Source organism: Allosphingosinicella sp. (genome assembly GCF_059502505.1).
Map to the genome: position 1 here is coordinate 614,223 of NZ_JCACEU010000019.1, position 16,922 is coordinate 631,144.

Here is a 16,922-nt window from a genome sequence, read left to right on the forward strand (position 1 = left end):
GGAGGGCGAAACTTTCCCTGTTTCGTTTCAACTTTGCCAACTTCGGCCGGTCCGCTTGCTCAGGCGGGCCGGCTGTAAGTCTCCTGGACCTCGGCTTCGACTTCGTCATGCGTGTCCTGGCAGGGCTGCCGGTTCGCCCAGATCGCCGTGCCGAGCGCCGCCGCGCCGCAGATGGTGAAGCCGACCAGGAAGGGCAGGGTGGTTCCGTTGAACTGCTGACCGATGACGAAGCCGATCGAGGCGCCGCCGACGGTCGTGATCACGCCTTGGAGCGAGGAAGCGGTGCCGGCGATATGCCCCAGCGGCTCCATCGCCAGCGCGCCCGCATTGGCGCCGATCAGGCCGAAGAAGATCATCGTCGCCGCCTGCAGGGCGACGAAGCTCCAGATCGTCTCGCCGAGCAATTCGGCGACCGCCATGTGCACCGCGGAAGCCGCGGTGAAGGCGGCCAGCGCCCACAGCAGGATCCGCTTGGATCCGAGCCGCATCACCAGCCGGGAATTGGCGTAGGAGCTGATCGCCATCGGCCCGGCGATGCAGGCGAAGACGATGCCAATCAGCTCGGGCCGCCGGAAGACGTCGAACACGATCTGCTGGATCGATCCGATGAACGCGAACAGCGCGCCCATCAGCAGGGTCTGGGCGATCGTGTTGCCGATCGACTGGCGGATGCGGAGAGTTGTCCATGCCGCTTCGCCGATTTTGCCGAGCGACAGCGGCCGCTTGTGCTCGGGCCGCAGCGTCTCCGGCAGCCGGAACCAGGTCCAGAGCGCGAGCACGGTGCCATAGACGCCGAGCGCGATGAAGATGTGCCGCCAGCTCGCTATGGCAAGCACGCCCTGGCCGAAGGAGGGGGCGAGGACGGGCACGATCATGAAGACGATCATCACCGTCGACATGATCTGCGCCATCGCAGAGCCGTGGTAGCGGTCGCGCACGATCGAGACGACCAGCACGCGCGTCGCCGCCGCCGCGGCACCCTGAATCGCCCGGGCGGCGAGGAGGAGGGTGAAGCTCGACGCGATCCCCGCCAGCAGTCCGAAGATGCCGTAGATGGCGAGGCCGCCGATCAGCAGCCCCTTGCGCCCGTAGCGGTCGGACAAGGGGCCATAGATGAGCTGCGCCACGCCGAACCCGAGCAGATAGGCGGTGATGACGAGCTGCCGCCGGTTCTCCTCCGCCACGCCCAGCGCCTCGCCGATCGCGGGCAGCGCCGGCAGCATCGCGTCGATGGCCAGTGCGTTCGACGCCATCAGCGCCGCCACCAGCGCGATGAACTCCCGCGTGCCGGGACCGCTCTGGCGGGACTGCAAGTCTGGGCTCTGGTCGGCCATCGCGGGTCTTCTCGAAAGGCAGGTGCTGAAGGTCAACGCCGGACGCAAGGGAAGCCGACAAGTTCCGCTTCCCAAGCCGCGAGCCGCTCCTTTAGGGGCGCGGGATGATCATCGTCCACCATCTCCAGAATAGCCGTTCCCAGCGCGTCCTTTGGCTGCTCGAGGAGCTCGAGCTCCCCTACGAGGTCCGCCGCTACGAGCGCGACACCAAGACGATGCTGGCGCCGCCCGAGCTCAGAAAGGTTCATCCGCTCGGCAAGGCCCCGGTGATCGAGGACGAAGGACGCGTGGTCGCAGAGACCGGCGCGATCGTCGAATATCTGGTCGAGAAAGCCGGCGGCCGTCTCGGCCCGCCAGCCAAGCGTGACGACGTGCTGCGCTATCGTTACTTCCTCCATTATGCCGAAGGCTCGATGATGCCGCCGCTGCTCGCCCTGCTGATCATCGGGCGCCTCGGCATGCTCGGCAAGCCCGCGCGGGCGCCGGTCCAGCGCATGCTCGACGTTCATCTCGACTGGCTCGACAGCGAACTTGGCGGCCGCGCCTGGTTCGCGGGCGACGACTTCACCGCCGCCGACATCATGATGAGCTTCCCGCTCGAGGCGTCGCGTGCCCGCGGCGGTCTCGACGAGCGCCGGCCGCACCTGATGGACTGGCTCGAGCGCATCCATGCCCGCCCCGCTTATGGCGAAGCGCTCGCCCGGGGCGGCGCCTATGCCTATGCCTGAGCCGGTCTAGAAGGGCTCGTTCCCCGGCGCGGGAGCCGGCCGGTTCGAAGGCGCGTGCGGCGGCTCGATGTCGGCGGGCTCCAGCGGATCGAGCTGGCCCTCCCATTTCGCCACCACCACGCTGGCGACGGCGTTGCCGACGACGTTGGTCGCGGACCGGCCCATGTCGAGGAAGTGGTCGACTGCCAGGATCAGCAGCAGGCCTGCTTCCGGGATGTTGAACTGGGCCAGCGTCGCGGTGATCACGACGAGGCTCGCCCGCGGTACGCCGGCAACGCCCTTCGATGTGATCATCAGCGTCAGCAGCATCAGGATCTGGGTGCCGAGGCTGAGCTCGATCCCGTAGGCCTGCGCGACGAAGATGCTCGCGAACGTCATATACATCATCGAGCCGTCGAGGTTGAACGAATAACCGAGCGGCAGCACGAAGCTGGCAATGCGAGGCGGCACGCCGAACCGGTCGAGCGCTTCCAGGGTGCGGGGATAGGCCGCTTCGGACGAGGCCGTCGAGAAGGCGAGCACGATCGGATCGCGTATGTAGCGCACGAGCAGACCCGTCCGCCTGCCGACGATCAGGAAGCAGATGCCGATCAGCAGCGCCCAGAGGATGACGAGGCCGATATAGAAGCTGCCCATGAAATAGCCGAAGGTGCCGAGGATGCCGAGGCCGCGCTGGGCGATGGTGGCGGTGACCGCTGCGAACACTGCGACGGGCGCGAAGCGCATCACATAGTCGGTGATCTGCAGCATCACCTTCACCAGTGCTTCCGTCGCCCGGACAAGCGGCCGCGCGGGCTCTCCCACAGCCATGATCGCGACGCCGACGAACAGCGAGAAGACGACGATCTGGAGGATGTCGTTGCTGGCCATCGCGCCGATCATCGATTCCGGGAAGATGTGGGCGACGAACTTGGCGAAATCGAAGGCCGAACGATCCACGCCCACCGACGCATCGGCCGGAGGGAGCGGCAGGCCAAGGCCGGTGCCCGGCTGGAATATCGTGACGAGAATGAGGCCGAGGCTGAGGGAGACAACGCTGGCGCAGACGAACCAGCCGACCGCCTTTGCGCCGACGCGCCCGAGCGCCGAGGTGTCGCCCATATGCGCGATGCCGACCACCAAGGTCGAGAAGACCAGCGGCGCAATGATCATCTTGATGAGGTGGAGGAAGATGGTGGTGAGGATCGAGATATAGCCGGCGATCGTCTTGAGCTGCGCCTCGCCCGCCGGCGTGCCGTCGCTGATCGAGACGTTGAGGATCCACCCGACGAGGATGCCGAGCACAAGCCCGGCGATGATGTAATAGGTCAGGCGTTTGGCCACCGGGCGCTCCTCGTTTCTGTTTGCGCCTTAGGAAGGCGATTGCGGGGCCTGGGTCAAGCGCCGCATCTCACCTTGGAGCGACCCGCTCCGCATGATCCCGCCACTCGGACTGCCGCCATATCGTTTCGCTGCCGGGTCAGCTAAGTTCACCTCTGTAGCGGAAACCCGGGAGTGTCGAACATGCTGGTCGCGGCTGTTGCGGGGCTCTTACTGTCCTTGCTGCAGCTGGGCGCGGACGAACCTCTCGCCTCGCCACAGGCTGACCGCCTGCTCATCGACAAGTCGGACCGCACGCTGACGGCCGTCTTCGCCGATGGGCGCGCATATACTCTTGCCGAGCTTCGCTTTGGTCCCAGCTGGCATCTCGGCCCCAAGCGTGAGCGCGGCGATCGGAAGACGCCGGAAGGGGAGTATCGGGTGATCGAGCACCGCACGAGTCGCATCGACTATCCTGACGTGACGTTCCTGCCGGCGCTGTATCTCGACTATCCCAATGAGGCCGACCTGGCGGCTTCGGAGGCGCTCGGCCTCGATCCCGGGGATGCGATCATGATCCATGGTCCGCACCCGGAGATGGCGGCGGAAAGGATGCGCGGCCACTGGACCGACGGCTGTGCCGCGCTCAGCGCTGAGCAGATGGCCTGGCTGATGGCGGTGACGAGCGAGGGCACGCCCGTCACCATCCAGCCTTAGGCCGGCTCCAGCTCGCGGTGGACGACCTCCTCGGCGAGCTTGCCGTTGAGCTCGGCGAGATGGTCGAACTCGGCGCGATAGGTCGCCAGGCCCTGACTTAGCGACCTCAACTCGGCGTCGAGGCCCTGCAGCTCCGCTTCCGGCATCAGCGCCTCGATCTTGTCCCAGCGCGACCAGCCTTCGCGCGGTCCCATGCCCAGCATCTGGCCCCGCCTGCTGGCAACCGCCGAGGTCACCCGCGACGTCGCCGAACCGGGCGCGAAGATCGTCACCTTATGCACCGGCTCGAGCAGGTGAGGGGAGGCGGCGGCCAAGGCCTCGCTCATCGCGATGCGCCCGGCCGTGCGGAAGGCAAGCTCCGAACTGTCAACGCTGTGATAGCTGCCATCCGTCAGCGTCACGGCTACGTCCACGACCGGGAAGCCGAGCGGTCCTTTCAGCGTCGCGTCGCGGACGCCCTGTTCGACAGCCGGGAAATACTGCCGCGGCACGGCGCCACCATGGATCTTCTCGTCGAAGCGGAAGCCTTCGCCGCGCTCCAGCGGCCTCAGCTCGATCACCACGTCGCCGAACTGGCCGTGGCCACCGGACTGCTTCTTGTGCCGTCCACGCTGGGTCACGGAACGGCGGATCGACTCCTGGTAGCCGACGGTCGGCTGGCGTGAATCGACGGCCACGCCGTAACGTCGCTTGAGGCGCGCGATGGTGACGTTGAGATGCTCGTCGCTGACCCCCTTGATCCGCGTCTCGTGCAGCGCCTCGTCCTGCTCCCAGCTGAGCGTCGGATCCTCCTCGATCAGCTTGTGGAGCGCGGTCGAGAGCCGCACGTCGTCCTTGCGATCGCGGGTCGTGATCGCCAGCGCATAGTTGGTAGCCGGCAGCTCCACGTCGGCCTTGCCGCCGCCGCCCAGCCAGTCGCCGGCGCGGACATTCTCCACCTTGGCGATGGCGATGACGTCGCCGGTCCCCGCCTGGGCGAGTTTGGCCGTCTTGTCGCCCTGCACCGCGAAGAGGGTGCCGACGCGGACCATGTTGCCGTCCGGCCCCTTCAGCTCCGCGCCCTCCTTGAGCGTGCCGCCGAACACCCGCGCGAGCGCAAGCCGCCCCACCGCGCCCCCATGGGAAACCTTGAAGACGAATGCGCAGCCATCCTTCGCGCCGAGCCGCTCCGCAGCCGCGGCAGGGGCGGGCGCCTCATGGCGCAGCGCCTTCATCAGCCGGCGCACGCCGAAGCCGTTGAGTGCCGATCCGAACAGCACCGGCACGCCCAGATTCTCGCGTGTCTCGCGGGCGAGATCGGCCAAGACGGTTGGGAGGCTCGGCGCCTCGTCCATCAACAGCTGCTCGAGCAACGCGTCGTCATGATCGGCCAACTGCTCGAGCATGTGATAGCGGGCCGCATGCTCGGCATCGGCGAGTTCGGCGGGTATTTCCATTCGCTCCGACGCCTTGCCGGGGCGGTAGTGATAGGCGCGCTCAAGGGCGAGATCGACGAAGCCGGTGATCTTCTCCCCCTCCGTGATCGGGATCTGGCGCGCGATCAGCGGCGAGGCGCTCATCGGCTGAAGCGCCTCCAGCAGCGACTGGATGGAGCCGCGCGCCTGGTCGATCTTGTTGACGAAGATGGCGTGGGGGATGCCGAGTGCCTCGAGCTGGCGGAGCGTCGGCTCGGCGAGCAAGGCGCGGTCCGGATCGGGATCGACGACGACGATCGCGAGGTCGGCCGCGGCGATGCCCATGGCGCCGTCGGCGGCGAAGCCGACCGATCCCGGGCAGTCTAGTAGCGCCAAGCGGTCACCCAGGAAATCGAATCGCATCAGATTGAGCTCGGTCGAGCCGCGCCGCGCCCGCGCTTCCGCGCTGGAGTCGCCGACGCAATTGCCGGCATCGACGCTGCCCTGCCGGTCGATTGCGCCGGTCGCGAACAGCAAGGCTTCGGCCAGGCTCGTTTTTCCAGCGCCGCCCGGGCCGACAAGCGCGACCAGTCTCGTGCCTACAGTGGTCTCCGGCATGATCCTCTCCTCCGTTCGCTTTCACGCGATCGCGGGAGCGCGCTCGCGCCACTCGTCACACCCTTCTCCTATCGGCGACCAAGTTCAAGAGGGCGTCGGGCGGCGTTTACCCTCTTCCGGGACGAGCGCCCGGAACGGCGGGGCCTGCAGTTGGTTTTACCGGACGAGCGGCCGAGTTGAGGCCGCGTGGTTGAGTATCCGTCATGCCCCAACCGCTTACTCTTGCGACTTTGGCCGTGCTGGCCGCGGCCGGTTCAGTCACCGGCGTCTATCTCGGCCGTTCCGCGATCGGCGAGATCAACCCGGCTTATCATGACGAGCCGGAGACGCGCTTCCACGCCGATCTTGTCCCGAACCGGGCGAGCTTCTCGGCGCCTGTAACGCGTGCCGGCTACCTCACCCCCGCGGAACGCCAACAGGCGCTCGGTGGCAGCTGCGTCGGCTGCCGCACCTATCCTGAGGAATACTATCCGGTTCACGACAGCTCAGTGGACAAATACCAGCCCGGCTATGCCGAGATGGTCGAGGTGCCGGCGCCGCAGCCTGCCGTCTATGAACCGGCCCCACAGGAAGAGGAGCGGGCCGCCGATTTCGCTGCCGTGGAACGCTACGCCAGCTATCCGGTCGTCGCAGAAGCCGCGGTAGCCGCGGTGCCTGCGGCCGAAGTCGAGTTCGCCTCCGCCAGTGACGGAGAAGCTCTCGACTGACGGTCTGCCGCCGGCGCCATCCGGGCGGGGACATTCGGGAGAAAAGTCTCGAAGCCGCGGTTTCTGGCACCGTGCTTGCCCGGCTTTCGCGCCTCGCCTACATCGCGCTGCATGACCTCCACCAACGACATCCGCCGCTCGTTTCTCGACTATTTTGGCTCTGCGGGGCACCAGATCGTCGCTTCTGCGCCTTTGGTGCCGCAGAACGACCCGACTTTGATGTTCGTGAATGCAGGGATGGTGCCGTTCAAGAACGTCTTCACCGGGCTTGAGACGCGGCCTTACTCGACCGCGGTGTCGAGCCAGAAATGCGTCCGCGCCGGCGGCAAGCATAACGACCTCGACAATGTCGGCTACACGGCGCGCCACCACACCTTCTTCGAGATGCTGGGGAATTTCTCCTTCGGCGACTATTTCAAGGAAGGTGCGATCGAGCTCGCCTGGCGCTTTATCACGAACGACCTGGGATTTGCTAAGGATCGACTATGGGTGACGGTGCATCCGACCGACGATGAGGCTGCCGCGCTTTGGCGCAAGATCGCCGGTATCGCCGAGGATCGGATCGTTCGCCACCCGGATAATATGTGGGCGATGGGCGACACCGGCCCCTTCGGACCGAATAGTGAAATCTTCTATGATCAGGGCGAGGCCATGGCCGGCGGCCCTCCGGGTTCACCGGATGAGGACGGCGACCGCTTTTTGGAATTCTGGAACCTGGTGTTCATGCAGTTCGAGCGGTTCGCGGACGGAAGTACCGTGGACCTGCCCAAGCCGTCGGTCGATACCGGGATGGGCATGGAACGCGCTGTCGCGCTGCTGCAGGGCGTTCAGTCGAACTACGACATTGATCTGTTCCAAAACCTAATTGGCGCCGGCGAGGAGTTGACCGGCACGAAGGCGGCAGGTGCCCGGCTGCCCAGCCACCGGGTCATTGCGGATCATCTGCGCGCGTCCGGCTTCCTGGTCGCCGACGGAGTGCTGCCGGCCAACGAGGGCAGGGGCTATGTGCTGCGCCGGATCATGCGGCGGGCGATGCGCCACGCCCACCTGCTGGGCGCGACCGAGCCGCTCATGCACCGCTTGGTGCCGTCGCTGGTCGCCGAAATGGGCGCCGCCTATCCCGAGCTGGTCCGTGCGCAGCCGCTGATCGAGGAGACGCTAAAGCTGGAGGAGACTCGCTTCCGCCAGACGCTCGACAAGGGCCTCCGCCTCCTCGACGAAGCGACCGCTTCCATGAAGCCGGGCGACACGCTGGCGGGGGACGTCGCTTTCCGCCTCTACGACACCTACGGCTTCCCCTACGATCTCACCGAGGATGCGTTGCGGGCGCAGGGCTTCGCCGTCGATCGCGCCGGCTTCGACGCCGCCATGGCCGAGCAGAAGGCCGCCGCCCGCGCGGCCTGGAAGGGCTCGGGCTCCAAGGCGTCCGAAGACGTCTGGTTCGACATCGCGGAAGAGCACGGCTCGACGGAGTTCACGGGCTATGCCGGCCATGAAGGCGAGGGTGTCGTCCTCGCTCTGGTCAAGGATGGCACGCGCGTCGACAGCGCCTCCTCGGGCGGGCAGGTGATCGTCATCACCAATCAGACGCCTTTCTATGGCGAGAGCGGCGGCCAGATCGGCGATGCCGGCTTCATCCGCAATGACAGCGGCCTGGAAGCGGAGGTTGGCGACACGTCGAAGCCGCTCGGACGTCTTCACGCGCACCATGCGACCATTCGCTCCGGCTCGTTGAAGGTCGGGGACGCCGTCCGCCTGGAGGTGGACGCGGAGCGCCGCTCACGCGTCAGGGCCAACCATTCCGCGACGCATCTCCTGCACGCGGCGCTGCGCCATCGCCTCGGCACCCATGTCACGCAGAAGGGCAGCCTCGTCGCCCCCGACTATTTCCGCTTCGACTTCTCGCATCAAAAGGCACTGACCCGCGACGACATTGAAGCGATCGAAGCCGAGGTGAACCGCCACATTCGCGAGAATGACCGCGTCGCCACCCGGCTGATGAGCCCAGACGAGGCGATCGGCGCGGGCGCGATGGCCTTGTTCGGCGAGAAGTATGGCGACGAGGTTCGCGTCCTCTCGATGGGCCGCGGCAGCGATGCCAGCTATTCTGTCGAGCTGTGCGGCGGCACCCATGTCGGCGCGCTCGGCGATATCGCCCTGTTCAAGATCATCTCGGAGAGCGCCGTCGCCTCAGGCATCCGCCGCATCGAAGCGTTGACTGGAGAAGCGGCCCGCAAGTGGCTGACGTCACGCGAAGATCGCCTCCGTGAAGCCGCGGCGTCGCTGAAGGCCTCTCCGGAGGAAGTGCCTGCCCGCGTCGCCGCGCTGATCGACGAGCGCCGCCGTCTCGAGCGAGAGCTCGCCGAGGCCCGGAAGGCGCTGGCACTCGGCGGCGGCAAGGCTGCGGAAGCGCAAGGTCCGGAGCAGGTCGGCGGCCATGGCTTCATCGGTCAGGTGATCGAAGGTCTCGATCCCAAAGGTCTGCGCGGCCTCGTGGATGACGCCAAGAAGCGCGTCGGCTCGGGCGTCGTGACCTTGGTCGCGGTGAACGAAGGGCGCGCCAGCGTCGCCGTCGGCGTGACCGCGGACATGACGGAGAAGCGCAACGCCGTCGACCTCGTCCGCCGCGCCGTGGAGGCGCTCGGCGGCCAAGGCGGCGGCGGCCGGCCGGACATGGCCCAGGGCGGCGGACCGGACGGCGGCAAGGCCGCCGAGGCGGTTCAGGCTGTCCGCGAGGCCCTGGAGACCGTCGCCGCCTGAGGCGGAGGCTCCGGACCGAAGACGCTCATCCCGCCATATTCGTGGGAACGCTCCCGCTCCTCCGCAATATACGCATCCAGCGATGGCCCCAAAGCAAAGCGCTCCAGCCGTCGCGCCTGCTCGTCGAGACGACGGATGGCGCCGAGCTTTTCCTCGTTGCCGAGCTTCGCATTGCTCATCGCCGATTTCAGCACGCCGATCGTCTTGTCATAGACGCTGAGCGGCACGGGGAAGGGGTGGCGGTCCTTGCCGCCATGGGCCAGCGAGAAGCGCGCGGGGTCGGCGAAGCGGCACGGCGTGCCGTGGATCACGTCGGCGACCATAGCGAGCGAGCGGACGGTTCTCGCGCCGACGCCGGGCACCAGCAGCAGCTCCGGGAAGTCCTTAGGACCTGCTTCGGCGGCCGCGGCAAGGGTGCCGTGGAGGCGACGCAGGATGACGTCGGCGGGCCGGACGTCATGATGATCCGGCAGCAACAGGTGCGGCAGCAGCGGGGAGGCGGTGGGCGGACGCTCCATCGCCGCGGCTTCCCGCGCCAGCCGGTCGGGGCCGAGGTCGGCAAGAAGTTCCAGCTGGGCCTGGCGCGAGGCATCGGCCCGCCGATCGGCGAGATTGACGATCTCGCCCTGCCGTTGCCCTTCGATGGCGGCGTGAGGCGCATCGACGAAGCTTTTTAGGCCCTCGGACAGCCAGTGATAACGGCGCGCCGTGCGGCTCTCGCCGTTCATGCCCTGCTGCACCACCGTCCAAAGCCCGTCGTCGGTGACGATGAAGCCGTGCAGGTAGAGGTCGAACCCGTCCTGGACTGCGGCGCTGTCGACCTTGGCGACGAGGCGGCTCGCCTTTGCGAGCGCCGCTCCGTCCGCGCCAACTCGCTCGGCGACGGTGGCAAGCTCAGCCGGGGTCTGGCGGGATTGGCGGCCGCGCCCACCGCAGACGTGGATGCCGAGCTCGCCGGCACGCGGGTTGAGGCCCCGCTTCAGTGCGCCGATGACGCTGGTGGTGATGCCGGACGAATGCCAGTCCATCCCCATTACCGCGCCGAACGATTGGAACCAGAAGGGGTGGGCTAGGCGGCGCAGGAGCTCGTCGCGGCCGTAATGGTGGATGATCGCTTCGGACATGATGGTGCCGAGGCGGGTCATGCGTTCGCCGAGCCACGCTGGAACGCGGCCGCCGTGCAGAGGCAGATCAGCGCTACCGGATCGCTTCGCCATGTCACCTTCCAATAGAACAGAGGCGGAACAGTAGCGGAGGCGGAGCTGCCTTGCCAGCGTTCTAGGTCTGCTGGGCAGGCGAATCCGCGCGCTTGAGTGCATCGCGCGCCCGCTGGCGGCGGCCGAGGGGCGGCTCGGCTTCCAGCTGCCCGAGCTGCATGATCTCCTGCCGCAGTTCGGCGCGCTTCTCATGGATCGACGCGATCACCGGCCCCATCGCCATGCCGAGATCGACCAGCACCGCCTCGGAGAGCTGGAGCGAGGATTCGAGCGTCTCCGGCACCGCGTCGGTCGCACCGGCGCGATAGAGTTCGGCGGCGTGCTTGGCATCCCGCGCGCGGGCGACGATCGTGAGGTTCGGGCACCAGCCGCGCACCTTCTTGGTCAGCCGCACCGTCAGCACCGGATCGTCCATGGTCAGGATGAGCGCGCTGGCATGGCCGAGGTTCAGGCGATCGACCAGCTCCGGCCGCGACACGTCTCCGAAGATGATCGGGAAGCCTTCGCGGCGGCAGGCGGCGACCGTGTCGATGTTCGAGTCCACGGCGAGATAGCTCCGGCCGTGGACCCGCAGCATGTCCGCCACCAGGCGTCCGACGCGGCCGAAGCCGATGATGACCGCTGTCGGCGCCTTCTCTCCAGGCCCGATCACGGGAAGATCGACTTCGGTGCGTAGATCGACCCGGCGCGCCGCGATCCGGCCAAGCTGCGCGAGGAGCGGGGTGATGGTGAGCCCGATCGCAGTGACGATCTGCCAGAAGGCCGCGGTTTCGGGGCGGATCAGCTGCGCAGCGCTGGCGGTCGCCAGCACGATCAGCGTCGTCTCGGACGGGGAGGCCATCAGCACTCCGGTCTCGGCCGCCACCGCGTTGCGCGCACCGCCGAGCCGGAGGAGGCCGGCGGTGACCAGGGCCTTGACGATCAGCACCCCGAGCACGGCAAGCAGGATGCTTCCCCAATTCTCGGCGACGACGCGGAAATCGACGCTCATGCCGACCGTGATCAGGAAGATGCCGAGCGCGAGGCCGCGGAACGGGGCGGTAATGGCCTCGACTTCCGTGTGATAGTCGGTCTCCGCGATCAAAATCCCTGCGAGCAGCGCACCCATGATCGGCGACAGCCCGACGGCGGTCGTCGCGAGGCTGGCAACGATCACAACCAGCAGGCTGGCGGCGAAGAACAGCTCGGGATTCTTGGCGCGCGCCGCCTGTGCGAACAGGCGCGGCAGCAGGAAGCGTCCGAGCACGAGCATCGCGGCAACCGTGAGCGCTCCGAAGATCAAGGTGTTGACCAGCCCGCCGAGACCGTCCGCCTGCGCCAACGGCGCCAATGCTCCGAGCAGGAAGATGATGGGGACGATCGCCAGATCCTCGAACAACAGCATCGCCAGCGCAGATCGGCCGACCGCGCTGGTGGTGCCGACCAGCGGGAGCACAAGCGCCGTCGAGGAAAGAGCGAGGGCGAGCCCCAGCGCGATCGATCCGGTCCAGCCCTGGCCGATCGCCCACAGCCCGGCGCCGATGATCGCCGCCGACAGCAAGAGCTCGGCTGCGCCGACCCCGAACACCAGCCGCCGCATCGTCCAGAGCCGCTTGAACGAGAGTTCGAGGCCGATCGAGAAGAGCAGGAGGATGATGCCGAATTCGGCGAACGGCTCGATCGATTCCGGGTTGGTGATGGTGACGTAGTTGAGCCACGGATATTGTGTCGCCATCGATCCGAGGCCGGCGGGGCCAACCAGCAATCCGATCAGGATGAAGCCGATGACGGGGCTGATGCGGAAGCGGGCGAAGGCTGGAATGACGATCCCGGCGGCGCCGAGGATCACGAGGCCGTCGCTGAAGGCAGATGTTGCGAATTCATTCGTCATGCTCGCCCCTTATGCCCCAAAAGCCGCGCTTGTCAGCATTTGCGCGACAGGGCCACCCTCGCAATCTGCGCAGTCCCGGCATAGGAGCGAACGCGATGACAGGAACGGGATCCTAGCGCCCTGCCGCATGCGACGCCTCTGATCGCGATGATCGTTGCCGGCCTAGTGCTGGCCTTCGTCTTCAGCGCCGCCGCCATTCGCCTGCGTATGTCGCCTCTCGTCGGTTACGTGCTGGCCGGCGTGGCGGTGGGGCCGTTCACACCCGGCTATGTGGCCGACCAGGGGCTGGCCGATCAGCTCGCGGAGATCGGCGTCATCCTGCTCATGTTCGGGGTCGGCCTGCATTTCTCGATCAAGGACCTGATGTCGGTCCGCAAGATCGCCGTGCCGGGCGCTGTCGTCCAGATCGCCGTCGCGACCCTCATGGGCATGGGCCTTGCCGAATTGCTCGGATGGACGCTCGCCGGGGGCTTCGTCTTCGGCCTTGCGCTGTCCGTGGCGAGCACGGTGGTGCTGCTTCGTGCGCTCCAGACGCGCCGCCTGATCGACACCGAGCGCGGCCGCATCGCCGTCGGCTGGCTGATCGTCGAGGACCTCGCGATGGTGCTGGCGCTCGTGCTGCTGCCCGCGCTGGCCGAGGGATCGAGCGCGGGCACCAATATCGGCGTCACGTTGCTCCTGACCGTGCTGAAGGTCGGCGGCTTCATCGCCTTCATGCTCATCGTCGGACGGCGTCTGATTCCCTGGATCCTCCACAGCGTCGCCCATTCCGGCTCGCGCGAGCTGTTCAGGCTGGCGGTGCTGGCGATCGCGCTCGGGGTCGCCTACGGCGCGGCCAAGCTGTTCGGCGTGTCCTTCGCGCTGGGCGCCTTCTTCGCCGGCATGATCCTGGCCGAATCCCCGCTCAGCCAGCGCGCCGCCGAGGAGACCTTGCCGCTGCGCGACGCCTTTTCGGTGCTGTTCTTCGTAGCGGTCGGCATGCTCTTCAATCCGGCGATCCTTGTCGAGAACACGCTGCCGCTGATCGCGACCGTGCTGATCATCATCTTCGGCAAGTCGATTGCGGCATTCGCGATCGTCCTCGCTTTCGGGCGGCCGCGGCAGACTGCCCTTACGATCGCCGCCAGCCTCGCCCAGATCGGCGAGTTCTCGTTCATCCTGGCCGCATTGGGCGTGGAGCTCGAGCTGCTGCCGCCGGAGGGGCGGGACCTGGTGCTGGCGGGCGCGATCATCTCGATCCTGCTCAACCCGCTGCTGTTCACGGTCATCGCGCGATACTCGCGTCCGGACGAGGGTGGTCCTGAGCCAGCCGCGGCGGGCACCGCGCCGCCCACCGGCCATGTCGTGCTGGTCGGTTATGGCCGGGTCGGCTCGATCGTCGGCCGGGAGCTGGCGGACGCCGGCACGCGCTTCACGCTGATCGAGGCCGAGGGCGACGTTCCCGGCCTTCCCACCGACGACAATGTGAAGGTGCTGATCGGCAACGCCGCCAGTCCGCAGCTGCTGCAGGCTGCCGATATCGACAATGCCAGGCTTCTGTTCGTGGCGATCCCGCAGACGTTCGAGGCGGGGCAGATCGTCGAGCAGGCCCGTGCCGCCAATCCGGCCCTGCGGATCGTCGCGCGCGCCCATTCGGACGAAGAGGTGCGCTATCTCGAGGAGAAGGGCGCCGACACCACGATCATGGGCGAGAAGGAGATCGCCCGGCGGATGATCGATCAGGCGCTGACCGGAAGCTGAAGCAATCTCTCGCCGAGGCGCCGGCGTGTGGGGGGAGGGGTCATGACGAAGATGGAGGCCGATCTGTGCATCGTCGGGGGAGGACCCGCCGGGATGGTGGCGGGACTGCTCTTCGCCCGCGCGGGGGTGCGCACCATCGTGCTGGAGAAGCATGGAGACTTCCTCCGGGATTTTCGCGGCGACACGGTGCATCCCTCGACGTTGCGCCTCTTTTCGGAGCTGGGCCTTCTAGAGAAGCTGCTGGAGCGGCCGCACGACAAGGTGCACGATCTGCGTGCCTTCGTCGGCGACCGCTACGTCCAGGTGGCGGACTTTTCCGGCATGGACCCGCGCTGGGGCTTCATCGCGATGATGCCGCAATGGGAGTTCCTCGACTTTGTCGCCGACGAGGCGCGCCGCTACCCACATTTCGCCTTGCTGATGAATGCTGAAGCGGACGAGCTGCTCATGTCCGGGGAAAGGGTGAGCGGCGTCCGCTACCGCTCCGGCGATACGGCCAAGGAGATCGAGGCGAGGCTGGTGATCGCGTCGGACGGCCGCCGGTCAGTGCTTCGCGAGCAGTCGCAGCTTCCGCTTCGCTCCTTCGGCGCACCGATGGACGTCTTCTGGTTCCGCATCCCGAAGGAACGGACGGTCGACAACAGGAGCACCGGCTTCTTCACCAGCGGCCGCATCATGGCGCTGATCGACCGCGGCGATTATTGGCAGTGCGCCTATGTCTTTCCCAAGGGCCAGGCCGAGCGGATACGCGCCGCCGGTCTCGACCGGTTCCGCTCCGAAGTGGCCGGCGTCGCCTCGTTCACCGAGGCTCAGGTCGCTGCCATCGCAAGCTGGGACGACGTCAAACTGCTGACCGTCGCGCTCGACCGTCTCGACCGCTGGCATCGGCCGGGACTGCTGGTGATCGGCGATGCCGCCCATGCGATGTCGCCCATCGGCGGGGTCGGCATCAACGTTGCCGTGCAGGACGCGGTCGCCGCCGCCAACATCCTGGCCGGGACGCTGTCGCAGGGTGAGGAAGTCGACTCCTTGCTCGCAAAAGTGGAGGCGCGGCGGAGGCTGCCTGTCCGCGCGATTCAGGCGTTCCAAAATGCGGCGCAGAAGCGGATCATCACTCCGCTTCTTGCCGGGCAGGGAAGCTTCCAGCCGCCGCTGCCGCTCCGCCTCCTCGGTCGCTTTCCGCTGCTCCGGCGCATCCCCGCCGCCTTCCTCGGCTTCGGAGTGCGGCCGGAGCATGTGTGTTCGCCAAAGGCTTAAGCCGCCGCCATCGCCTTTTCGAGGTTCGCGCGGATGGCCTCGAAGAACTGCTCGGTCGTCATCCAGCTCTGCTCGGGACCGATTAGGATGGCGAGGTCCTTGGTCATGTGACCCTGCTCGACCGTTTCGACGCAGACCCGCTCCAGCGTCTCGGCGAAACGCGTCACTTCCGGCGTGCCGTCGAACTTGCCGCGATGCTTGAGGCCACCCGTCCAGGCGAAGATCGACGCGACCGGATTGGTCGACGTCGCCTTGCCCTGCTCGTGCATGCGGAAGTGGCGCGTGACGGTGCCGTGCGCGGCCTCCGCCTCCACCGTCTTGCCGTCCGGCGTCATCAGGATCGAGGTCATCAGGCCCAGCGAGCCGAAGCCCTGCGCGACCTGGTCCGATTGCACGTCGCCGTCGTAATTCTTGCAGGCCCAGACGAACTTGCCGCTCCACTTCAGCGCCGAGGCGACCATGTCGTCGATGAGGCGGTGCTCGTAGACGATCTTGGCTTCGGCGAACTTCTCCTTGAAGCCTTCGGTGTCGAACACTTCCTGGAACAGGTCCTTGAATCGGCCGTCATAGGCCTTGAGGATCGTGTTCTTTGTGGAGAGATAGACCGGCCAGCCGCGGCCGAGGCCGTAGTTAAAGCTGGAGCGGGCGAAATCGCGGATCGAATCGTCGAGATTGTACATGCCCATCGCGACGCCGGAGCTCTGGAAGTCGAACACTTCGTGCTCGATCTCCTCGCCATTCTCGCCCACCCATTTCATGGTGAGCTTGCCGGCACCGGGGACGCGGAAGTCGGTCGCCTTATATTGATCGCCGAAAGCGTGACGCCCAACCACGATCGGGTCGGTCCAGCCCGGAATGAGCCTCGGCACGTTTTCGATCACGATCGGCTCGCGGAAGATGGTGCCGCCGAGGATGTTGCGGATCGTGCCGTTGGGCGACTTCCACATCTTCTTGAGGCCGAATTCCTGCACGCGGGCCTCGTCCGGCGTAATCGTCGCGCATTTGACGCCGACGCCGTGCTGCTTGATCGCGTGCGCCGCCTCAACCGTGACCTTGTCGTCCGTGGCGTCGCGATTCTCCATGCCGAGGTCGAAATAGAGAAGATCGACATCGAGATAGGGAAGGATCAGCCGCTCGCGGATCCACTGCCAGATGATGCGGGTCATCTCGTCGCCGTCCAGCTCGACGACGGGGTTCTTCACTTTGATCTTGGCCATGTGCCGCTGCGCTTCCCTGCCTCGTTTTTTGGTTGGCGCGGCTAGTAAGCGGTGGACGCCCGGC

Annotated in this window: 12 protein-coding genes; 6 read left to right on the forward strand and 6 right to left on the reverse strand. The window is 66.8% G+C overall.

What is annotated here, in order from left to right; genetic code table 11:
- Nucleotides 1-59 precede the first annotated feature (59 nt).
- Nucleotides 60-1,334, reverse strand: a complete 1,275-nt coding sequence (locus AC5JBD_RS15540) for a multidrug effflux MFS transporter (protein WP_495722715.1) — start codon at nt 1,332-1,334, stop codon at nt 60-62.
- A gap of 104 nt (nt 1,335-1,438) precedes the next feature.
- Here AC5JBD_RS15540 and AC5JBD_RS15545 point away from each other — a divergent pair, with 104 nt between their 5' ends.
- A complete protein-coding gene (locus AC5JBD_RS15545) occupies nt 1,439-2,062 on the forward strand; it encodes a glutathione S-transferase family protein (RefSeq protein ID WP_495722716.1) in 624 nt (207 codons plus the stop codon).
- A 6-nt stretch (nt 2,063-2,068) separates the two neighbouring features.
- Here the strand turns inward: AC5JBD_RS15545 and AC5JBD_RS15550 are convergent, their stop codons facing one another.
- Nucleotides 2,069-3,385 carry a dicarboxylate/amino acid:cation symporter gene (locus tag AC5JBD_RS15550; protein WP_495722717.1) on the reverse strand — a complete coding sequence of 439 codons (1,317 nt, stop codon included), beginning with the start codon at nt 3,383-3,385 and terminating at the stop codon, nt 2,069-2,071.
- A gap of 216 nt (nt 3,386-3,601) precedes the next feature.
- Here AC5JBD_RS15550 and AC5JBD_RS15555 point away from each other — a divergent pair, with 216 nt between their 5' ends.
- Nucleotides 3,602-4,078, forward strand: coding sequence for a L,D-transpeptidase family protein (locus AC5JBD_RS15555; protein ID WP_495722718.1), 477 nt, complete (start codon nt 3,602-3,604; stop codon nt 4,076-4,078).
- Here the strand turns inward: AC5JBD_RS15555 and AC5JBD_RS15560 are convergent.
- Nucleotides 4,075-6,090, reverse strand: a complete 2,016-nt coding sequence (locus AC5JBD_RS15560; RefSeq protein WP_495722719.1) for an elongation factor G — start codon at nt 6,088-6,090, stop codon at nt 4,075-4,077. The two genes, AC5JBD_RS15555 and AC5JBD_RS15560, sit on opposite strands and share 4 nt — an antisense overlap.
- A 203-nt stretch (nt 6,091-6,293) precedes the next feature.
- Between AC5JBD_RS15560 and AC5JBD_RS15565 the strand changes: the two genes are divergently transcribed.
- Both AC5JBD_RS15565 and alaS read left to right on the forward strand, forming a co-directional pair.
- Nucleotides 6,294-6,797 (forward strand): hypothetical protein, encoded by a 504-nt coding sequence (locus AC5JBD_RS15565; protein ID WP_495722720.1) that lies wholly within the window; start codon nt 6,294-6,296, stop codon nt 6,795-6,797.
- A 111-nt stretch (nt 6,798-6,908) separates the two neighbouring features.
- Entirely contained in the window at nt 6,909-9,557 is a 2,649-nt protein-coding gene (gene alaS / locus AC5JBD_RS15570) for an alanine--tRNA ligase (RefSeq protein ID WP_495722721.1), read from the forward strand.
- Here alaS and AC5JBD_RS15575 read toward each other — a convergent pair.
- Nucleotides 9,518-10,774 carry a DUF763 domain-containing protein gene (locus tag AC5JBD_RS15575; RefSeq protein WP_495722722.1) on the reverse strand — a complete coding sequence of 419 codons (1,257 nt, stop codon included), beginning with the start codon at nt 10,772-10,774 and terminating at the stop codon, nt 9,518-9,520. The genes alaS and AC5JBD_RS15575 overlap by 40 nt on opposite strands.
- Nucleotides 10,775-10,835: 61 nt before the next feature.
- Nucleotides 10,836-12,644 carry a cation:proton antiporter domain-containing protein gene (locus AC5JBD_RS15580; protein ID WP_495722723.1) on the reverse strand — a complete coding sequence of 603 codons (1,809 nt, stop codon included), beginning with the start codon at nt 12,642-12,644 and terminating at the stop codon, nt 10,836-10,838.
- 120 nt (nt 12,645-12,764) lie between these two features.
- Between AC5JBD_RS15580 and ybaL the strand changes: the two genes are divergently transcribed.
- Together ybaL and AC5JBD_RS15590 are read left to right on the forward strand one after the other, a co-directional pair.
- Complete coding sequence (gene ybaL, locus AC5JBD_RS15585; protein WP_495722765.1) at nt 12,765-14,384, forward strand: YbaL family putative K(+) efflux transporter; 1,620 nt, start codon at nt 12,765-12,767, stop codon at nt 14,382-14,384.
- A gap of 42 nt (nt 14,385-14,426) precedes the next feature.
- Complete coding sequence (locus AC5JBD_RS15590; RefSeq protein ID WP_495722724.1) at nt 14,427-15,641, forward strand: FAD-dependent oxidoreductase; 1,215 nt, start codon at nt 14,427-14,429, stop codon at nt 15,639-15,641.
- Here AC5JBD_RS15590 and AC5JBD_RS15595 read toward each other — a convergent pair.
- A complete protein-coding gene (locus AC5JBD_RS15595; RefSeq protein WP_495722725.1) occupies nt 15,638-16,858 on the reverse strand; it encodes an NADP-dependent isocitrate dehydrogenase in 1,221 nt (406 codons plus the stop codon). The two genes, AC5JBD_RS15590 and AC5JBD_RS15595, sit on opposite strands and share 4 nt — an antisense overlap.
- Nucleotides 16,859-16,922 lie beyond the last annotated feature (64 nt).